The organism is uncultured Methylibium sp., assembly GCF_902826655.1.
Classification (GTDB): Bacteria; Pseudomonadota; Gammaproteobacteria; order Burkholderiales; family Burkholderiaceae_C; genus Methylibium.
Window position 1 is genome coordinate 132,528 of sequence record NZ_CADEFR010000001.1, and the last position, 21,075, is coordinate 153,602.

Sequence of the window (21,075 nt, forward strand, 5' to 3'; positions counted from 1 at the left end):
CGGCCACTCTCTCGCGGATGAGGAGCCCGATTCTTGCCCGGCGCCGTGTGCGCCGCCTGTCGCGATGAAAGTCCTGGTGCTGGGTGCGGGGGCCGGTGGCGGCTGCCCGCAATGGAACTGCAATTGCGCGATGTGCGCCGCGACCCGCGAAGGCTCGCGCCTGATCCGCCCGCGCACGCAGAGCTCCATCGCGGTATCGCCCGACGGCCAGCGCTGGGTGCTGCTGAACGCATCTCCCGACATCGGCACGCAGCTGCGATCGCAGCCGGCCCTGCATCCGAAGCAGGGCCTGCGCGACTCGCCGATCAAGGCCGTGGTCCTGATGGACGCGCAGATCGACCACGCGACCGGCCTCTTGAGCCTGCGCGAAGGTCCGCCGCTGGAGCTGTACGTCACGCCCTGCGTATTCGAGGACCTGACGACCGGGCTGCCCATCCTCACCGTGCTCGAGCACTACTGCGGCGTGCGCTGGCACATGCTGCCGGTGGCCGGTGAACAGAAGCTGGCCGAGTTCGCCATCGACGGCTTCGAGACCTTGCGCTTTCGCGCGATCGCCATCCCCGGCAAGGCGCCGCCCTACTCGCCGCACCGCCACGACCCCAAGGTCGGCGACAACATCGCGCTCGAGATCACCGACCGCGCGACCGGCAGGCGGCTCTTCTACGCCCCGGGCCTCGCCGATGTCGGCCCCGCCGAACTGGAGTGGATGCAGGACGCCGCCTGCGTGCTGGTCGACGGCACCTTCTGGACCGAGGACGAGATGCTCAAGGCCGGCCTGGGCAGCAAGCGCGCCTCCGACATGGGCCATCTGCCGCAGACCGGCAGCGCGGAGCGCGGCGGCATGATGGACGCGCTGGATCGCACGCGCGCCCAGCGCAAGCTGCTGATCCACATCAACAACAGCAACCCCATCCTCGACGAGCACGGCCCCGAGCGCGCCGAGCTGAGCGCCCGCGGCATCGAGGTGGCGCACGACGGCATGGAGATCGAGATATGAACGCGCCGCTTCCGCAAGGCGTCGCCGACGCGGCACCCTGGTCGCCCGCCGAGTTCGAGGCGCGCCTGCGCGCCAAGGAGTCGGGCTACCACATCCACCATCCGTTCAACAAGCGGCTGAACAGCGGCGCGCTGGCGCCCTTCCAGGTGCGCGGCTGGGTCGCCAACCGCTTCTACTACCAGCTCGCGATCCCGATGAAGGACGCGGCGGTGATGAGCAACTGCGACGACCGCGAGACGCGCCGCCGCTGGCTGCTGCGCATGCTGGACCACGACGGCCACGGCGACTTCGAGGGCGCCGACGCGGGCGGCATCGAGATCTGGACCCAGCTCGGCCTGGCGGTCGGCCTGACGCGCGAGGACCTGTGGTCGCAGCGGCACGTGCAGCCGGGCGTGCGCTTCGCGGTCGATGCCTACGTCAACTTCGCGCGCCGTTCGCCGTGGCAGGAAGGCGTGATCTCCTCGCTCACCGAGATGTTCGCCCCCAAGATCCACGCCGACCGGCTGGCCGGCTGGCCCAGTCACTACCCGTGGATCGACGCCAGGGGCCTGGGCTACTTCCGCGCCCGCATCCCGCTGGCGCAACGCGATGTCGAGCATGGCCTCGAGGTCGCGATGGCCTACGGGTCGACGCGCGAGAAGCAGGAGCGCGCGGCCGAGATCCTGCAGTTCAAGATCGACGTGCTGTGGGCGATGCTCGACGCGGTCGAGCGCGCGTACCCCGACGACCTGGCCCCGGGGCTGCGGCCATGAGCGACGACCGCAAGCCCAGGCTGGCACCGATGTACCGCCTGCAGTTCGAGCCGGCCCAGGACTGCTGGGTGCTGCTCTACCCCGAAGGCCTGGTCAAGCTCAACGGCCCGGCCACCGAGATCCTGAAACGCTGCGACGGCAAGACCGACGTGGCCGGCATCACCGCCGACCTGGAGCGCGCCTTCTCGACCACCGGGCTGCGCGCGGACGTGGACGACTTCCTGAGACATGCCGATGAGCAGCACTGGATCGTCTGAACGCCAGGCGCCCGGTGCGCCGATGTGGCTGCTCGCGGAGCTGACCTACCGCTGCCCGCTGCACTGCGTGTTCTGCTCGAACCCGACCGACTACGCCGCCCACATGAGCGAGATCGGGACCGAGGACTGGAAGCGCGTCTTCCGCGAGGCGCGCCAGATGGGCGCCGTGCAGCTCGGCTTCTCGGGCGGCGAGCCGCTGCTGCGCGACGACCTGGAAGAACTGGTCGCCGAGGCGCGGCAGCTCGGCTACTACACCAACCTCATCACCTCCGGCATCGGCCTGACCGAGAAGCGCGCCGCGGCGCTCAAGCAAGCCGGGCTCGACCACATCCAGCTCAGCTTCCAGGACTCGACCAAGGAACTGAACGACTTCCTGTCGTCGACGCGCACCTTCGACCACAAGAACAAGGTCGCCGCGATCATCAAGTCGCTCGGCTACCCGATGGTGCTGAACTGCGTGATGCATCGCTACAACCTGCCGCACGTGGGCCGCATCATCGAGATGGCCGAGGGCATGGGCGCCGAGTTCCTGGAGCTGGCCAACACCCAGTACTACGGCTGGGCCTGGCACAACCGCGCCGCGCTGATGCCCACGCCCGACGAGTTCAAGGCCGCCGAGGCCGTGGCCGACAGCCACCGCGCACGGCTCGACGGCAGGATGAAGATCCTCTGGGTCTCGCCCGACTACTACGACGCCAAGGTCAAGCCCTGCATGGCCGGCTGGGGCGCGGTCTTCATGGTGATCGCGCCCGACGGCACCGCCCTGCCCTGCCACAGCGCGCGCATGCTGCCCGGCTTCGACTTCCCCAAGGTCACCGAGCACGCCATCTCGCACATCTGGCGCGACAGCGACGCCTTCAACCGCTATCGCGGCACCTCGTGGATGAGCGAGACCTGCCTCTCCTGCGACGAGCACCCCAAGGACTTCGGCGGCTGCCGCTGCCAGGCCTTCCTGGTCACCGGCGACGCGACGGCGACCGACCCGGTCTGCCCCAAGAGCCCCGACCGGCACCTGATCGACGAGGCGCTGGCCCAGGCGGCCGCCCAGGGCAGCGCGCTATCGGCGACGGCCCAGCCGCTGCGCTTCGTGGCCGGCGCGGCGCGCGGCGGCGAGATGCTCTACCGCACCGATGCGAACTCGCGGACGCTCTGCGGATCAGAGGACGCTGGGTTAGAGTCCGCGGCGCTCGAGGGCCGCTGACGCGCCGCCTGCGACCGGGGCCTTCGCGGCCCCGCCTCACGATGGAGACGACAAGACGATGCTGAGCGTGCGCGGCCTCACCAAGCGCTATGGCGAACGCGCGGCCCTCAAGGGCCTGGACCTGGAGTTGCGCCCCGGCCAGTTCACTGCCCTGCTCGGCCCCAACGGCGCCGGCAAGTCCACGCTGTTCCAGGTGCTGACCGGCCTGTTCGCGGCCGACGAGGGCGATGTCGAGGTCGCGGGTCATTCGCTGCGTCACGGCACCGCCGCGGCGCTGCGCCACATCGGCGTGGTGTTCCAGCAGATCTCGCTGGACCTGGACCTCAGCATCCGCCGCAACCTGATGTTCCAGGCCGACCTGCAGGGCCTGCCGCGCAAGCTGGCTGCCGAGCGCATTGCCGCCGGCTGTGCGCGGCTCGGCGTCGACGCCGACCTCGACCGCAAGGTGCGCGAGCTGTCCGGTGGCAACCGCCGCAAGGTGGAACTCGTGCGCGCCATCCTGCACCAACCGGCCGTGCTGCTGATGGACGAAGCGACCGTCGGGCTCGACCCCAAGTCGCGCCACGACCTGATCGCGGCGCTGCGCGAGGACATCCGCGAGCGCGGCGTCACGGTGCTGTGGGCGACCCACCTGGTCGAGGAGGCCGAGCAGGCCGACCGCGTGCTGGTGCTGCACAAGGGCCAGCTGCTGGCCGACGGCACGCCGGCCGAGGTCACCGCCGCGCTCGGCAAGCCGACGCTGGAGCAGGGTTTCATCGCACGCACGAGTGCCGAAGGCGCGCCTCGCGCGGCGACGGCCAGCTGACAACGACAACACAGGAGAAATTCCCGATGCGCCTTGCCACCCTCGTGACCGGACTGTCGATCGGCCTCTCGTTCGGCCTGATCGCCGGCACCGCGGCCGCCCAGGGCACCGCCTACGTCAGCAGCGAGAAGGACGACGCCCTGACGCTGATCGACACCGCGACGCTCGCCGTCAAGGGCACGATCAAGACCTGCAAGCGCGCCCGCCACGTCCAGCGCATGCCCGACGGCAAGCTGATGGTGGCCTGCACCGACTCCAACGCCGCCGACATCATCGACCCCGCCACCGGCAAGTCGGTGCGTCGCGTCGCGCTCGGCGACGAGCCCGAGGCCTTCGACCTGTCGCCCGACGGCAAGACCATCTACGTCTCGAACGAGGACGAAGGCGAAGCCAGCTTCATCGACGCCGCGACCGGCAAGGTGCTGAAGAAGGTCAAGGTCGGCGAGGAGCCCGAGGGCGTGAAGCTCAGCGCCGACGGCAAGACGCTGTACGTCACCTCCGAGGTCGCGAGCCTGGTGCACGTGATCGACACCGCGACCGCCAAGGTCGTGAAGAACGTCAAGGTCGGCAAGCGCCCGCGCCGCATGGCCATCACGGCCGACGGCAAGGAGCTGTGGGTCACCAGCGAGCTCGACACCAGCGTGTCCATCATCTCGACCGCCGACCACAGCGTCGTCGGCACGATCAAGTTCGAGGTCAAGGGCGCGCGCGCCGAGGACATCACCCCGGTCGGCATCACGATGACCAAGGACGGCAAGCGCGCCTTCGTCGGCCTGGGCAAGGCCAACCACGTGGCCTTCGTCGACGTGGCCGCGCGCAAGGTCACCGGCCTGGTGCTGGTCGGCAAGCGTGCCTGGAACGTGACGCTCAACAAGGCCGAGTCGCAGCTTTGGGTCGTCAACGGCCTGTCCGACGACGTGACCGTGGTCGACGTGGCCGGCGTCAAGGCGATCAAGTCCATCCCGGTGGGCCGCGTGCCCTACGGCGTGGTGATCGTCGAATGACACGAGCGATGAAGCAGACCTTGATCGCCGCGGCGCTGGCCGCGGGCGCGCTGGCCGCCCAGGCCGCGACCCTGAAGGCCACGCTGCTGGTGCCCGAGGACGACGCGCGCCTCGAACGCAGCCGCGCCGAGCGCGCCTACCTCGGCCACCCGACCGGCCCGGCCGAGGACGCGCTGAAGGTCGCGCTCGAGGAAGGCAGGTTCGAGCTCGATTCGGCTGGAGCCGGCGTCGCGCTCGACACGCAGCAGGCGCGCGACGCCGCCACCGCGCGCAGCGCTGCCGTCGCCGCCGAGAAAGCCGGCGCTGCCGTGCTGCTGGCCGACCTGCCGGCCGACTGGCTGCTGGCGGTCGCCGACGCGGTCAAGATCCCGGTGCTGAACCTCAGCGCGGCCGACGATCGCCTGCGTGGCGCCGACTGCCGCGCGCGTGTCTTCCACCTGGCCGCCAGCGAGCGCCAGCGCAGCGACGCGGTGGCGCAGACGCTGGTCTCGCGCAAGTGGAGCAAGCTGCTGCTGCTGACCGGCCCGAGCGCCGACGACCAGCAGCGCGCCGCGGTCGCGCAGGCCTCGATCAAGCGCTACGGCCTGCAGGTCGTCGCCACCAAACCCTACAAGCTGTCGGCCGACCCGCGCGAGCGCAATCTCGCCAACCCGCTGCTGCTGACCGCCGGCGCGCAGTACGACGCCGTCTGGGTCGTCGACAGCGACGGCGAGTTCGCGCGCAGCCTGCCGTACCACACCGTGCTGCCGCGCCCGGTGGTCGGCGACGCCGGCCTGGTCGCGGTGGCCTGGCATGCGCAGTTCGAGCGCTTCGGCGCGCCGCAGGTCAGCCGCCGCTTCGCCAGGGCCGCCAAGCGCCCGATGACCGCCCACGACTGGACCGCCTGGCTGGCCGGCAAGGCCCTGATCACCATCGCCGCGGCCCAGCCCAAGGGCCCGGCCGCGGCGTGGCAGGCCGCGCTGGCGAAGGCCCAGCTCGACGGCTCCAAGGGCGTGAACATGAGCTTTCGCGCCTGGGACGGCCAGTTGCGCCAGCCGCTGCTGCTGACCGACGGCCAGGGCGTGATCTCGCAGGCGCCGGTCGACGGCATCCTGCACCCGGTCAACGTCCTGGACACGCTGGGCGCCGACGCCGCCGAGAAGCTCTGCAAGAACCCGCGCTGACGATGAACACTGCCGCCCTGCCCCTGACGTCGACCTCCGGCGCGCGCCACGGCCCGCTGCACGCGCTGCAGGCGCTGCGCGCGATCGTCATGCGCGAGGTGCTCAAGTTCAGCCAGCAGACCGGCCGGCTGGTGTCGGCGCTGGTGCGGCCGCTGCTGTGGCTGGCGGTCTTCGCGGCGGGCTTCCGCAACGTGTTCGGTATCGCCATCGTCGAGCCCTACGACACCTACATCCCCTACGAGGTCTACATTGCGCCGGGACTGGTGGGCATGGTGCTGCTGTTCAACGGCATGCAGTCCAGCCTGGCGATGGTCTACGACCGCGAGATGGGCCTGATGCGCCTGCTGCTGACCGCGCCGCTGCCGCGGCCGTGGATCCTCTTCTGCAAGCTCTGCGCGACGGCACTGCTGTCGGTGCTGCAGGCGCTGGCCTTCGTCGCGGTGGCGCTGGCCATCGGCACCGAGCTGCCGGTTTTCACGCTGGCCGGCGTGCATGCTCTGGTCGCCGTGATGGCGGGGGCGCTGATGCTAGGCGCGCTGGGCCTGCTGCTCAGCGTGCACATCAAGCAGCTCGAGAACTTTGCCGGCACGATGAACTTCGTCATCTTCCCGATGTACTTCCTGTCGACCGCGCTCTATCCGCTGTGGAAGCTGCAGGAGTCGGGCGCCGAGTGGGTCTACCAGATCGCAAGGGTCAACCCCTTCACCTACGCCGTGGAGTGGGTGCGCTTCGCGCTCTACGGCAAGGACCCGGGACTCGCGCCCTACGTGGTGCTGGGCTGCCTGGCGGCGTTCTTCGTGCTGGCCTGCTGGGGCTACGACCCGCAGCGCGGCTTCGGACAGCTGGCCAAGCGCGGTGGCGGCGGAGGCTGAGTCGATGCGCGACGCCCTCGAACTGCTGCACAACCGCATCCGGCGCCGCACGCTGCTGCGCGGCACGGCGGCGTCGATCACCCTGCCGGCTGCCGGCGCACGCGCGCAGCCCGACGGCCACTTCACCCGCCCGATCACGCTGTGGATCCCCTGGCCCGCCGGCGGCGGCACCGACCTGGCGATGCGCGTGCTGGCCGAGGCCGCGAGCCACCACCTCGGCCAGAAGGTCCTGACCGAGAACCGCAGCGGTGCCGGCGGCACGCTGTGCATGCCCGTGCTGCAACAGGCCGCGCCCGACGGCTACACGATCGCGCAGCTGCCGCAGACCATCTTCCGCGCACCGTACACGCAGAAGGTGCTGTGGGACCCGATCCGCGACGTGACGCCGATCCTGCAGCTGACCGGCACGACCTTCGGCATGGTGGTCGCCGCCGACAGTCCCATCAAGACGGTCGAGGACGTGTTCGCCGCGGCGCGCGCGGCGCGCCGGTCCGGCAGCAAGCTCACCGTCGCCACCAACGGTGTCGGCACCACGCCGCACGTGGTGGTGGAAGACCTGTTCGGCCAGCGCAACCTGGAGTACGTGCACGTGCCCTACAAGGGCGTGGCCGAGCAGATGCTCGGCGTCGCGACCGGGCAGGTGCAGGTCGGCGTCGGCTCCACCGCCTTCGGGCCCTTCGTCGACAACGGCAAGCTGCGGCTGCTGGTCACCTTCGGCGAGAAGCGCAGCAAGCGCTGGCCGCAGGTGCCGACGCTCAAGGAGCTGGGCCTGGGCATCGTCGCCACCTCGCCCTACGGCCTGGGCGGCCCGCGCGGCCTGTCTGCCGGCCTGGTGCAGACGCTGCACGACGGCTTTCGCGCCGCGATGCAGGAGCCGGCCTACATCGCCGAGCTGGCCAAGTCCGACCAGGAACTGGCCTACCTGGGACCGACCGAGTACGCCGCCGCCTGCAAGGAAGCCTTTGCCAACGAGAAGCGGGTCGTCGAGCGGCTGGGGCTGATGCGGCAAGGGGGCTGAGGCCCTGCCTCGCCCCCCGGCCGACGACTACATCGCGTTGGCAGCCAGCGCCGGCATGGTGGTCACCAGGCGATCTGCATCGCCAGCCAGCACGACGCCCGCCGGCGGATCGAACTGCGCCATGGCGTCCAGCAGCAGGTCGGACTTGGATGCGATCAGCCACGCTGTCGCCGTGGCGGGTCCACGCCACGGCGACGGCATCGTCTCGCTGTCAGCCATGGCCCGCTCACCGAGAGCCGACACCGAACCGGTCGTGACCGACTGCGGCGCGGCAGCTGCGCCGATGATCGAACCATCGGACAGACGAATCTCCTCGATCCGGTTGGCGCTGCTCGTGTACCAGTTGAGCACCGTCAGCACATCCGACGCCCCGCTGATACCGATCTGCAGGTTGTTGCCACTGCGCGCTAGCGTCACCTGAGCGCTGCTGACACCAGGCAGGATCTCGATGCGGTCTGAGCCCCCTGCGTCGCTGACGCTGTCGTTACCCTGCCCGAGGCCCCAACGATAGACATCAGCCGACGAAGTCGAACTGTCGGTGAGCGAGTCGTTGCCCAGGCCGCCCACATAGATGTCGTTGCCTGCGGCGCCGGCAAGCGTGTTGGCTGCAGCATTGCCGGTCAGGACATTGTTCAGCGTGTTGCCCGTCCCGTTGATCGCCGAGGAGCCGGTCAAGGTCAGATTCTCGACATTGCTGCCGAGCGTCCACGTCACGACGCTGTTCACGAGATCCGTCCCGGCACTCGATGCTTCGGTCACAACATCCGTGCTGACATTGACGAAGTAGACGTCGTCGCCGTTGCCGCCCACCATCGAGTCCGTGCCCGCGCCTCCATCAATCGTGTCGTGGCCGTCACCGCCGGTCAGCGTGTTGCTGGCGCTGTTGCCTATCAGCACGTTGCTGAGCGTGTTGCCGGTTCCGTGGATGGTCGAGCTGCCGGTGAGCGTCAGATTCTCGACGTTGGATCCCAGAGTCCAGGTGACAGCTGACTGGACCAGATCCGTTCCTTGACTCGCGCTCTCGGTCACGACGTCGGTCGTGACGTCGACGACATAGGTGTCGTCGCCCGTCCCACCGATCATCGTGTCGCTGCCAGCCAGGCCGGACAGGACATTGTTGCCGCTGTTGCCTCGCAGCGTGTTCGCCAGCGAGTTGCCCGTTGCCGAAGCGACTGCAGTGCCCGTCAGCGTCAAGTTCTCGAGTTGCGCGCCAAGCGTCCAGGAGATCACGGACTCGACCGTGTCGGTACCACCACCCGACAATTCGGTGATCAGGTCTTCGAGGGTGTCGACCACATAGGTATCGTTCCCGGCACCTCCCGTCATGGAGTCCGCACCCGCCCCACCATCCAAGCGATTCACACCGGAGTTCCCCGTCAACGAGTTCGCCGCAGCGTTGCCGGTGGCATTCGTGCTGGCGGTCCCTGTGAGCGTCAGATGCTCGATGTCCGCACCGAGGACATGCGAGACGCTGGATTCCACGCGATCGATGCCCTCGCCAGCAAGCTCCACGACGAAGTCCGACGCGTTATCGACGACGTAGACATCATCCCCTGCGCCACCAAGCATCGTGTCGACGCCCGAGCCACCGTCGAGGCGATTGGCCGCGCCGTTCCCCGCAAGGCGATTGGACAGCGTGTTCCCGGTGCCGTTGATCGCCGCGGCGCCGGTCAGCGCCAAGTGCTCGATATTCGACCCCAGCGACCAGCCAACCGAGGCCTGAACCGTATCGATGCCTGCGTTCGAAGCCTCGACCACGACGTCGGCCGCGTGGTCGACAACATAGAGATCGTCACCGCCGTAGCCCGTCATCGTATCGACCCCACCTTCTCCGTCCAGCAGATTGCTGGCTCCGTTGCCGAGCAAGGCGTTGGCTGCGACATTGCCGTAACCATCGATCGGCGTGCCTCCGGTGAGCTGCAGGCGCTCCACGTGATCGGGCAACCGCCAGGTCACCGCCGACTCGATCGTGTCCGACCCTCCGTCCGCCTGCTCGACGATCACATCAGAAGCATCGGCGCGGTACAGGTCGTTGCCGCTTCCACCTTCCAGCGTGTCGATCCCAGCGCTGCCGACGAGCGTGTCGTTGCCAGATCCACCCTGCAGCAGGTCATCGCCGCCCAGTCCGTCGATCGAGTCGTTGCCCCCAAGGCCAAGGATCTGCTCCGCATCTGCGGTCCCGACCAGCGTGTCGGCACTCTCCGTGCCGCGCACCTGTGCAGCCATGAACCTGAGCATCGGCGCGGTCCAGACCGTGCCGTTTGCGAACTCGATCGCTTCGATGATCTGGCTGCCACCCGGGCTCAACACGTCGGCAAGCAAGAGGCTCCCACCGCTCGAGAACTCGATCAGGACGGACGACCCTTCTGCGAACACCGACGCTTCCTCGGCCAGCAGACCATCTCCGAGAAGAACGCGGTCATAACCACCCTCCTCGCGGATCGTGTCGTGTCCGCCGCCTGCTTCGAACCGATAGACGTCGTCGCCCACGCCGCCTCTGAGCGTGTCGTTGCCCGAGCCTCCCGCAATGTCGTCGTCGCCGCCTTGTCCCCAGAGGACGTCGTCCCCTCCTCCTGCCGTCAGCACGTCGTTGCCCGAGCCACCGAGCAGGACGTCGCGACCATCAGAGGCCTGGTTCTCGTTGCCGGCCAGCCATCGTGCGGCGAGATGGCCGGCCTCGAGGAACACACCGTCCGCAAATGCAGCGCCGCCCACGTATCCTGTAAGCGTCTGCGATTCGGCTGAATCGAAAGCTTGCATCAGTCGAACAGACTCGCTGGTGCTCGAAAGAACCAGGATCATGTCTGCGCCCTGTCGTTCGACGCGAAGATCAGACGACGAAACGGCCGGACCAAAACGCACCGTCACGGACGGGCGCGGGCTGTAGAAGGCCTCGATGGTGTCGTGGCCTTCTCCGTGACCAAAGTGGACGGCAACGCTGCTGTCCTGCGCCACTGCCGTATCGATGACGATCCGATCGGCACCTGCACCCCCGTGGACCACATCTCCACCGCCAGACACGAAGATGACATCGTTTCCATCCCCACCATACATCGAGTCGGCGCCTGACCTCATGCTGTTGCCCCAGACGGACTCGCGCTCCCGTCCGTCATGCATCGTGTCGTCGCCCTGCCCGCCTTCGAAGAGATTGGGGGAGACGTTGCCGGTGAGTTCGTCGTCCAGCGTCGTACCGATCAGGGCAGCCGCGCCCGCGGACGCTTCGAGCGTGAGGCCTTCGACGTTGAGATAGTCCGACAGTGAGTAGATCGCCTGCGGTGCAGATCCCGCTCCGACAATCACCGTGTCGCGTCCTTCGTCTGCGCGCTCGACGACCTGGTCCCCCGCGCCGATCCTGTATCGATCGTTGCCTGCCCCACCGACGAGGCGATTGATCGCTCCGTTACCGCTGCCGTCGAGCAGATTGTCGAGTGCGTTGCCCGTACCGTCGATAGCTGCAGACCCCGTCAGCACGAGGCTCTCGATCTCCGGGGCGAGCTCGTAGCTCACCGATGACTCCACGGCATCGATGGCCGGCGACTCCGCTGAACCCGACTCGATGACCAGGTCATCTGCGTGGTCGACGACGTAGACGTTCGGATCGAAGCTGTTGCCGATCATCACATCCGCTCCACCCCCGCCGTCGAGGCGTACGCTGCCAGGAACCCGACTTGCGTCGATGCGGTTGCCGAGGTCGTTGCCGGCGTACGCGTGATGGATCGGCGTCGGCCAGTCGCCCGGCACGTTCCGCGTGAAGCTCTGCCGGTTGATCGCAACGAGGTTCTCCACATGAGGATCGAGCGTCTCGAAGTACGCAGTGGTCACGACCGTGTCGGTACCGCCACCAAGACTTTCGATCACAGCGTCATCGGCGCTGCCGATGTCGCTCTCGTAGTAGATGCTGTAGAGGTTCTCGCCATTGGACGACGTCGTGAAGTAGAGATCGTCGCCCGCACCGCCGATAAGCGTGTCGCTACCACCGCGCACGACATAGCTGAATTCAGGATAGCCAAGGAGGGACCACCGCCACAGATCCGTGAAGCCGTCCCTGCGCATTGCATCGTCGAGCCCCGGTCCGTTCAGGGCGTCATCACCTGCGCCGCCCCTGATGACGTTGTCAAGCTCGTTGCCGACCAATCGAGCCCCAAGCTCGCCGCCGAGCGTCAGGTTCTCCTGTCCGACGGCGAGAGTGGCAGACGCACCCACGGTGACCGTGTCGATGCCTTGCGGCGTCGTTTCGACGATGACGCCGGGGGTGACCGAGCGCGCCAGGATCGCCGCGTGCCCCCATACGGTGCCATCGGCGAATTCGATCGACCGGACGCTGGTCGTGGGTTGACCAGCCGCGTTCATGAAGTAGAAGCCGTTGACGGTCATCTGAGTCGTCGAACCAGAGATGTGGACGATCAAGCTCGATTCATCCCGAGTCAGCGTCACCTGGTTCGGGTCGACGTCAGCGTCGAAGACGATCCGATCTGCCGCGGCGCCGACGATTGCCTCGTGACTCACGAAGTCCCGTCCCGAATCCCGACCGAACAGGATCGCGTCGCTGCCCGCTCCGGTCGTCACCCGGTCGTAGCCAGCGCCGCCTCGCAGGGTGTCGTTGCCGTCGCCGCCAGACAGATCGTCGTCACCCTCGCCGCCGAGCAAGACGTCGTCACCCAGACTTCCGTCGAGCGTGTCGTTTCCGGCGCCACCATCGATCGTTTCAGACAGGCGCAGCCCGAGTATTCCGTCGTCTCCGTCCGTTGTCTGCAAAGGGTGGACCTCGAGCCGCGAGATCACATCGGCTCTCCGCAGGACGGTGCCGTCGCTCAAGCGGATCTCCTCCAGTCCACTGCGTGCGACGTCATCCTGGAAGTAGGCGCGCAGCCAGACGCGTCCGAAGGAACCTTCTCGTTCGATAAAGAGGTCGTCCCACGAGTACGTAACCTGCCGGAAGAAGCGAAGTTCGTTGAGACCGACACCCGCCGGCATCTCGAGCCTGTCGACACCGCCGTCTGCCCCCACCCGCTCTTCGATGCTGATCGCCGTGCTCTCTGGCCAGGCTGTCAGGACGTACGTGTCGCTGCCGCTGCCGCCGTTGGCATAGCGGCCACCGACGAGCGTGTCATCGCCCGAGTCACCCCACAGATCGTCGTCGAAGCGATCGTCACTGAGCAGATCATTGCCTTCGCCACCAAAGAGATAGTCCACTCCACTCTGGCCGTCGAGTTGATCGCTCCCAGGTCCACCGGCAAGCTGATCGTTGCCGTCCCCGCCGAGGACGCGATCGTCGCCATCCTGGCCTGCGAGCTGATCGTTGCCCACCCCGCCATCGAGAAAGTCGCCGCCAGCGCCACCGTAGAGCGCGTCCGCACCTCCGAAGCCGGCCATCGTGTCCGCCTGCCCGGAGCCGAAGACAGTGTCATTGCCTTCGGTCAGCTCGTTCGTCAGTCGCGCCTCGATGTCCGACCGTGTCCAGCGCGTGCCGTCCGAGAACGCGATCTGCTCGATCCCGAGCGCCCCGAAGTGGTCATAGATCGTCAGACACTCCGCGCTCGTCCTTGCATGCAGGATCAGACTCGTTCCCAGTCGCAGCAGCAGCAAGTTCGCCGACGTCAAGCTGCCATCCAGCTGAACAATGTCGACATCGGAAGCCGACGAGCTTTCAGTCACTTCATCCGAGCCGCGACCCAGTCCCCAGACGTATGTGTCGGATCCGGCCCCACCGTTCAAGTAGTCGTCACCTCCTCCGCCGTCGAGGCGATCAGGCCCGTTGCTGCCCGCCAGCCGTTCGCCGGTCTCTGTGCCTGTGACGTCGAAGCCCTCGGCGTACCGCGCGAGAAGGTCGAGGCTGGTCCCGTCCGCGAACTCGATCCGATCGATGGGCAACGGGGCCGCCAAGCTCTCACCGTACGCCGACGTCAAGCGAATGCTGTCGGTCGTGCCTTCGCCGACATGGATGATCAGATCCCCCTGAGCCAAGGAGAATCTGAGGTCCGACTCCTCGATCCCCGATCCGAGCACGATGCGGCTGGCTCCGTTGCTACCGAAGAAGCCGCCGGCATTCGCGCTGTCGTGGATGACATCCGTGCCATCGCCGATATCGAACAAGTAGCGGTTGCCGCCGCCCAACGCTTCCAAGGTGTCGTTGCCCCTCCCGCCCGACAGCATCGCTCCGCCCGGCCGTCCCACCACGTAGACACTCTGTGCGGTGCGTCCGCCATAGAGGATCTGCTGGCCTCCGGCGGTCTGCCCCCGAAACACGTCGTCGGCCAGGCGCCCGAAGACTTGACTCGCCGTCAACGAACCGTCGGAGAACGAGAAGGACTGCATTGCCCCAAAAGTCGTCGCCGTCAGCACAAGCCGCTCGCCGCCGGCCAGCCCGAGTACCACATCACCGTCACCGGTCAGCTGCAAAGTTTGCAGGCTCGCTATCGAGATCTCGTCGAAGACCACCCGGTTGTCGCCGTCCTCATCGTCGATGAGTTCGGTCAGTCCGGAATCACCGGGTATCAGGTCCCCAGCGGCGAACCGGTAGACATCGTCGCCCGCTCCACCTTCGAGTCGATCGATGCCTGTCCCGCCGAGAAGTGTGTCGCCGCCACCATTGCCCCGAAGCAGATCGTTCCCGCCATCGCCGTACAGCACGTCGCCCAGTTGGCTGCTCTCGCCGATCTCGACGATCTGGCTGTCGCCAACCAGGACGTCGTCGCCCGAACCTCCGCTCAAGGTGTCGGCGCCGCCGCCCCCTTCGAGCTCGTCGTCGCCCTCGCCGCCATCCAGATAGTCCGCGCCGTACTCAGCCTGATCGAAGACGCGGCCGTCGCCGAGCAACGAGTCGTTGTCAGATCCCCCGTACAACGTGTCGGATCGAGCTCCGCCTTCGAGATAGTCATCCCCATCGCCGCCGCTCAACACGTCGTTGCCGTGCCAGATGGCATCGACGCGATGGTTGAGATCATCGTCGCCCCAGAGGCGGTCGTTGCCCGTCCCGCCTTCCAACGTGTCGTTGGCGCCGCCGCCGTGGATCTCGTCTGCGTCACCACCTCCGTCGAGGAGGTCGCTGCCGTGCGCTGCGCCCGACAAGGTGCGCGTCCCGGACCCATCGCCCCAGAGCAGATCGGCACCGTCGTCGCCGAGTAGCGTGTCGTCCTGCCCTCCACCCACCAGGGTGTCACGCCCCCCGCCACCGTCGAGCTGGTCCTGGCCGTGGGTCGCCAACGGCGTATCCACGTCGTTCTCCGCAAGATCGTCGCCCCACAACATGTCGTCATCAGCGCCCCCGTACAGCTGATCGCGCCCACCCTGGCCGACGAGCACGTCGTCGCCCAGGCCGCCTATCAGCGTGTCGTCGCCTTGCTGATCCGCTGGCGTGTACTCGGCGGTACCCGCAACACCTTGCCCGTCGCCCCAGATGTAGTCGTCGCCTGCATCGCCGAACAGCAGATCGTCGTCGCGCATGCCGATGATGTCGTCGTTGTCGTCTCCTCCGTGCACGACGTCCCTGCCGGCACCCGCCACGATGTAATCGTCACCGGACCCGCCATCGATCACATTGCTGTGAGTCTCCACATAGACCTGCCCGCCGTTGGTGAACTGCGGACTCACATAGGCGCCTGTCACGCCGACGTAGCGCATGGTCGCCGTGTCACCCTGACGGCGCGGTACGTTGGCCCGCGCCGCCACCCAGCTGAACCCGCGGGCAACCTCCACGCCGGTCGTGGTGGGCGGCGTGAAATCCGTGCGCGTGGGCCGATCGATGCCACCGACCCCGCTGCCATAGATCAGGTCGTTGCCCGCACCGCCGTTGAGGGTGTCGGCGCCCAGGCCGCCGATCAGCAGGTCGTGGCCCGCGCCCCCTTCGAGCAGATCATGTCCCTCGCCCCCCGACATGCCATCGTTGCCGCCCAGTCCGCTCAAGCTGTCGTTCGTCTGGGTCCCGATCAGGATATCGGCCGCATCGGGCTGGCTACCGGCGCCAACGTAGCCGCCATCGGGCACAGTCGCATAGGTCGTACCGGTGTACTGCTTGACGATGTCACCTGCCAACGCGTTGCCATTGGCTGGTGGGACCGTGATCTCGCCAGGCAGAACAACGCCGACATTGCGATCCGGGCTCCAGCTCTCGATCCTGATGACGTCGTTGCGGTCGGAGAAGCTGATGAACAGGTCGCTGCGCCCCGCATCCATGGGCACCAGGCTGTAGTTGATGCGTCGATCGGGGGTTTGCCATGCGCCTTCGGCGATCTTGATGGCGCCAGCGCCATCGATCTGCGCCAGCCCATCCACGAAGATGCCGCCTGAACCGTCGCTGTCGACCACCACATCGGCGCCCCAGCCGGCACCGAAGCCATAGACGTCCAGGCCTCCGCCGCCGAGGAGGCGATCGTTGTCGATGCCGCCGTTGAGCACGTCGTTGCCGGTACCGCCGAGCAGGGTGTCAGCACCGGCCCCGCCATCGAGGCTGTCGTCGCCGGCGTTGCCTTCGAGCCAATCGGCGCCACCCTGGCCTCTCAGGGTATCGGCGCCAGCGCCGCCGTAGAGGCGGTCGGCCTGGGCCGCTCCGCTGTAGCTCTCGTTAGCCGTTCCGCCGAACCAGATCTGCTGACGTTGGGCGTCGGTCGTGAGCGATCCGATGCGGATGGTGCCGCCACTGATGGCGTCCGTGTAAAGCACGCCCGCCGCTCGCAAGGGCTCGATCACGCCATCGACGTTGCGCAGGTTGTTGGCGATCTGCGCCTGCAGCATCGTCATGCGATCTCTGAGGTAGGTGTCGCTGAAGTTCTGCGCGCCGCGTCCTGCTTCCACCTCGTTGCGATCAGCGATCCACTCAGTGCGCAGCGTTCCCCAATTCTGCGCCAGCGCGGCCTGCACGACGATGGCGTCGGCTTCATTGGCAGAGCGCAGCGTGAAGGGCGAGAGGCTGTACAGCGACAGGAACGCAGCGAAGTCGGTGCGTGCGGTTGCGGCCGCTTGACCGGCTGTCGGCACGAGGGTGACCCGGCCTGCTGCGCTGGTAAAGGCGGAGCTGGCGACCAGATCGCGCAGTTGGTTGTGCAGTGCGTTACGGTCGGCGAGGTTGGCCCAGGTGCCGCCTTCGAGCCGGCCGGTGAGCCGCGTCGCGTCCGGCCCCATGAAGATGCGGCTGAGCGCGTTGACGACGTTCTCCAGCACGTCGCCTTCTGCCACGCCTTGCGTGAAGGGCGTGGCCGCTGCCGCTGCGCTGCTGGCAGCGCGGAAGATCGCCTCGATGTCATCCTGGCTCGCGCTTGGCATCAAGCGCGACAACGCCGCCTGCACGCTCAGCGAGTCGACCAGCAGCACGAGACTGTGGGTGTCACCGAAGTCGTTCTGGTTGAAGCTCGGCACGAGTAAACGCCATTCACCGAAGACCATTCGCGAACCGGAGTTCCAAGGAACCGAGGTCAACACATTGCCGCGGTACAACGGCTGGTCTTCAATGAAGACCGGCGTGGCCTCGCCGTAATGGTGCTGCGAGTTCGCGACGGCCGAGGGCAGCGGCGCGCCGTAGATGTCGTAGATCGGCGAGAGGCCGGCCAGACTCAGCGGAGCACGGTTGGTCGCGTAGGCTGCACCGAGACCGTCGGTCAGCAACGAGGCGAACGAGTTTGTCGTCGCCTGCGCCTGCCACACGGCGAGTTGGTAGTCGAGTCGGGTTGCGTCGATGGAGGTGGCGACCACCGGCTGAGCCGCGCCACCGTCTCCGCCGCTGGGAAGTCCTGCGTTGATGCGGTTCGCTTCGTAGAGCACGCGACGGCTGCGCGAGACCGCTTCGATCAAGACGTTCAGTTCGGCCGTGGTCTGCGCACCCACGGTGATACCGTTCCTGGCGCCGACCAGGTCGGTCAGCGCCTGATCCATCTGAGCCAAGGTCGCCGAGCCGTCGAGCCGCGCGCGCAGGTCGGTGTAGAACTGCGCTGCGATCGGTGCGGAGAACAAGGCCGCGCTGCCGTTGCCGCGCGCGGAGGAGAAGACGTTGAGCGCCTGCGTCAGAGTCGTGCCCGCGCTCAGCTCACCGACGCCTGCGCCGTTGAAGGTGTAGGTCGCGGTGATGCGTCCGGCCTGACCGGCATCGTTCATCAGCAGATTGAGCGCCGTCGCGAGGTGGCCGCCGAGGCTGTAGCCGGTGACGCTGAAGTTCTGCCCAGCCAACGCGCCACCGGGCTGATTGAGCTGCGCCAGCCACGCCTGCATGTCGGCGATCTGGCCGAAGGCGAAGCCATGTTCCCTGATCTCGAGCGTGTTCGTCGCCATGTTGTCGCGCGCGGCGTCGTCGGCGAATTCGGTGGAGCGGAGGCTGACGACGAGCTGGCCGTTCACGAGACCGCGCGTCGGATCGTTCGAACCGGTGTACCTGAAGACCGTGCCGCTGAAGCCGGTCGAGGTGTTGGCTTGGTGCGCGACGACGGTCCACTCGCGGGCGAACTGGGCGGCGTCTACATCGGTGAACTTGCTGCTGCGGTCGTTCCCAAACACAAGTGCCTCCGCACTTGCTTGGTTGCCAAAGCGCTCGAGGCGCGCCTCAGCGGCCAATTGAAGCTGAGCGAAGGTCAGGTACGTCGAAGCTGTTGGCATGTTCATTCTCTCTTGATTGGTTGAAGAACCTTGTTTGCAAATCTGGCAGTGAAGCCGACCTGAGTGCGTTTGCCGCCAGCGTCCAGCTTCGGAGGACAAGCTACTTCGGCAGCGAATCCCCACGGCGACCGAAAGCTGCCTTGCCTGCCCGCGCCTTGCCCTCGATCTACCATGTAGCCGCGACGCTCGGCAATGACTTCGTTGTTCGAAAGATCGATGGCCTTCAACGAGCCACCAGCGATCCAGTGCTCGCGGTCCTCACGGGTCGAGATGTCGTCCCAGGTGATCCCGTAGCGCGCAGTCGGCTTGTCGATCGGCTCACGCTCGAAAGAGACGCGGTAGCTGAACGACGGAGGATCTTTTCCCTCCTCTCGCTTGAGCTTGGCTACTCCTTCGGCCGTCCATGACGGCGGGAGCTTCATTGCACCGAAGTAGCGATACCAGCGGCCATCTTTCGGATCGATCGTCTCGACGAAAGCATAGGCGCCTTGGTGCTGCTTGGCACCCTCGGGACTGAACTGCACACCGCGGGTAACTCGCACGAGTTCGATCAAGCAGCCTTCACCCCAGCAGTCTTGGCCATATGGATCGTCCAGCTTGAACTGATCGTCGAGATTCGGGCCTGGCTCGCGCCACTTCATCCACACCACACCCTCGACGTTCTCGACAGTGCGCGTGATCCTCTCGCCCGCGGACTTGCACCTCTGCTCGAACAGCGCCATCGCTTCCTTCCATCGGCTATGCGCCTTGTGCTGCTGCCACATGCCGCTGACTGGCATGGCACCGAACACGACGAGCACGATGCCCGTCGCCCAAGCCTTGCCGCCGGTCGTCTTCGGCTGAGCGAGCGCGATCACCACCGCAATGGCAGCGAGCAGCCAGTAGACGACGCCGATGCTCGTAAGCACCGAGCCAAACGGCGTCAAGTCGATCGGTCCGCCGAAGTTCATGCGACCTCCTTCTGTATGAAGCTGCCGTCGTTGCCCGCGACGCCGCCGATCATGTCGGCGCCCGCACCCGCAACGATCCAGTCGTCGCCGGCTCCACCCTCGATCACATTGCCATCGTCCTCTGTAGTGCCGGGATTCAAGCCATCGATGGCTAGGCTGACGCCCGACGCCGCGACTGCTGCTGCCACCGTTGCAAACAATCTTGGTAGAGCTTTGCTGGTCATACCGTCTCTCCAATGAGTTCAGTCTTGCTCACCATCGGTCGCATGCAGATGTCCGCTGACGCGAGCAGCCAGTCGTAGCCGGCCACGCCGTGTTTCTGTGCATACGCTTGGACATCCGCGATTGCAGCGCACCGCTGTCTCTCCTGTCTACTGGGATCGGTCAACATCTGACTGATCCGCCTGCTCAGTGCGTCGCTGTTGAAGAATCCAACCAGGCTAGCGCTGTGGCCATCGGTGACTACCTCCCGTACCGGCGCCGTGTCCGACGCCACGATCGGCGCCCCACAAGCCATCGCCTCGAGCAGTGACCAGCTCAGCACGAAAGGGTAGGTCAGATAGACATGCGCGGCTGAGATCTGCAGCACTTTCAGGTACTGCGCATAGGGCACGCGGCCGAGGAAGTGCGTCCGCGCCGCGTCGAGCTTCACTTCTCTCAGCATCCGCTCTCGCCAGTTGGCGGCGTCGCGCGGTCGCCTGCCATAGCTCACATCGTTGCCGCCAACGATCAGCGCATGGCACCGTGGATTGATCTTCTGGAGCTGCTCCAACGCGCGCATGAAGATGTGGAATCCCCGGTAAGGCTCGAGGTTGCGTGCGACGTAAGTGACGACCGGATCCCCGACTCGCAGCGTCACCCCGCTGGGCGTGGTCAGCGGGGCCTGCGGATCTGGTCCGAGCGCGTGCGTGGCGATCCCTTCATGCTGAACCGCGATCTTCGGGCGGAACACCTCCGGATGCCGACTCCACTGCCACCGGGTGGGCGTGACCGCAGCATCGCAGTTCGTGAGGTTCAGCGTGTGCAAGGCGTTCCATGTCCGGATCCGCGCACGATCGTCGAAGCTCAGCGGGAACTCGGGGTCGAAGCCGAGGTCGGCACCATCGGCCTGGTAATACCACTCGCAGAAGTGGACGAGCCGCGCATCGGGAAACACGTCTTTCGCGTACAGAGTCTCGCCCCAGCCCGGGTGCGCCAGGATGACATCGGGCACGAAACCACTGCGTCGCATCTCGAGCATCGCGCGGGCAGTGGCCTGCCCATGCAGCGTAGCGGTCTCCATCTGCCGGAGATAGTGGTGCTGCTGCGGCCCGGGTCCGCGCAGAAGCCGATACCGGACCAGCCGCTCGAACCCTGCCAGTCCGGGAGCCGTATCGCGACCGAGCGCGCGAACGTCCCAGCCCGGCCTCTGGGACCAGGCACTGACCAGGTGCCCGAACTGACCGGGGAAGTTCTGGTGAACGACGAGCAGGCGCATG

The 21,075-nt window shown here is 66.9% G+C and carries 13 protein-coding genes; 9 read left to right on the forward strand and 4 right to left on the reverse strand.

Annotation, left to right across the window (positions count from 1 at the left end):
• Nucleotides 1-64: 64 nt before the first annotated feature.
• Genes pqqB through QZV97_RS00720 form a run of 9 tightly spaced genes read left to right on the forward strand, consistent with a single transcriptional unit; the run spans nt 65 to nt 8,069 of the window.
• Nucleotides 65-997 (forward strand): pyrroloquinoline quinone biosynthesis protein PqqB, encoded by a 933-nt coding sequence (gene pqqB, locus QZV97_RS00680; protein ID WP_295636705.1) that lies wholly within the window; start codon nt 65-67, stop codon nt 995-997.
• The gene (gene pqqC / locus QZV97_RS00685) at nt 994-1,749 is read left to right on the forward strand and encodes a pyrroloquinoline-quinone synthase PqqC (RefSeq protein WP_295636709.1); all 756 of its coding nucleotides are present in this window, start codon (nt 994-996) and stop codon (nt 1,747-1,749) included. The genes pqqB and pqqC overlap by 4 nt, the downstream gene beginning before the upstream one ends.
• Entirely contained in the window at nt 1,746-2,006 is a 261-nt protein-coding gene (gene pqqD, locus QZV97_RS00690; protein ID WP_295636712.1) for a pyrroloquinoline quinone biosynthesis peptide chaperone PqqD, read from the forward strand. The genes pqqC and pqqD overlap by 4 nt, the downstream gene beginning before the upstream one ends.
• A complete protein-coding gene (pqqE, locus tag QZV97_RS00695) occupies nt 1,978-3,207 on the forward strand; it encodes a pyrroloquinoline quinone biosynthesis protein PqqE (protein WP_295636715.1) in 1,230 nt (409 codons plus the stop codon). The genes pqqD and pqqE overlap by 29 nt, the downstream gene beginning before the upstream one ends.
• Before the next feature lie 58 nt (nt 3,208-3,265).
• Nucleotides 3,266-4,012 carry an ABC transporter ATP-binding protein gene (locus tag QZV97_RS00700; protein WP_295636718.1) on the forward strand — a complete coding sequence of 249 codons (747 nt, stop codon included), beginning with the start codon at nt 3,266-3,268 and terminating at the stop codon, nt 4,010-4,012.
• A 26-nt stretch (nt 4,013-4,038) separates the two neighbouring features.
• Nucleotides 4,039-5,016 carry a PQQ-dependent catabolism-associated beta-propeller protein gene (locus tag QZV97_RS00705; protein WP_295636720.1) on the forward strand — a complete coding sequence of 326 codons (978 nt, stop codon included), beginning with the start codon at nt 4,039-4,041 and terminating at the stop codon, nt 5,014-5,016.
• Between the two features lie 8 nt (nt 5,017-5,024).
• Complete coding sequence (locus tag QZV97_RS00710) at nt 5,025-6,179, forward strand: branched-chain amino acid ABC transporter substrate-binding protein (RefSeq protein ID WP_295636723.1); 1,155 nt, start codon at nt 5,025-5,027, stop codon at nt 6,177-6,179.
• Nucleotides 6,180-6,181: 2 nt separating this feature from the next.
• Nucleotides 6,182-7,051 carry an ABC transporter permease gene (locus tag QZV97_RS00715; protein WP_295636727.1) on the forward strand — a complete coding sequence of 290 codons (870 nt, stop codon included), beginning with the start codon at nt 6,182-6,184 and terminating at the stop codon, nt 7,049-7,051.
• 4 nt (nt 7,052-7,055) lie between these two features.
• Complete coding sequence (locus tag QZV97_RS00720; RefSeq protein ID WP_295636730.1) at nt 7,056-8,069, forward strand: tripartite tricarboxylate transporter substrate binding protein; 1,014 nt, start codon at nt 7,056-7,058, stop codon at nt 8,067-8,069.
• 27 nt (nt 8,070-8,096) lie between these two features.
• Here QZV97_RS00720 and QZV97_RS00725 read toward each other — a convergent pair whose 3' ends face one another.
• The 4 genes from QZV97_RS00725 to QZV97_RS00740 are packed head-to-tail and all read right to left on the reverse strand — an operon-like array spanning nt 8,097 to nt 21,074.
• The gene (locus QZV97_RS00725; protein ID WP_295636734.1) at nt 8,097-18,653 is read right to left on the reverse strand and encodes a calcium-binding protein; all 10,557 of its coding nucleotides are present in this window, start codon (nt 18,651-18,653) and stop codon (nt 8,097-8,099) included.
• Nucleotides 18,650-19,597 carry a hypothetical protein gene (locus tag QZV97_RS00730; protein ID WP_295636737.1) on the reverse strand — a complete coding sequence of 316 codons (948 nt, stop codon included), beginning with the start codon at nt 19,595-19,597 and terminating at the stop codon, nt 18,650-18,652. Before QZV97_RS00730 ends, QZV97_RS00725 begins: the two co-directional genes overlap by 4 nt.
• Nucleotides 19,594-19,821 carry a hypothetical protein gene (locus QZV97_RS00735; protein WP_295636740.1) on the reverse strand — a complete coding sequence of 76 codons (228 nt, stop codon included), beginning with the start codon at nt 19,819-19,821 and terminating at the stop codon, nt 19,594-19,596. Before QZV97_RS00735 ends, QZV97_RS00730 begins: the two co-directional genes overlap by 4 nt.
• Nucleotides 19,818-21,074, reverse strand: coding sequence for a glycosyltransferase family 4 protein (locus QZV97_RS00740; RefSeq protein WP_295636743.1), 1,257 nt, complete (start codon nt 21,072-21,074; stop codon nt 19,818-19,820). Before QZV97_RS00740 ends, QZV97_RS00735 begins: the two co-directional genes overlap by 4 nt.
• Nucleotide 21,075: the final 1 nt, after the last annotated feature.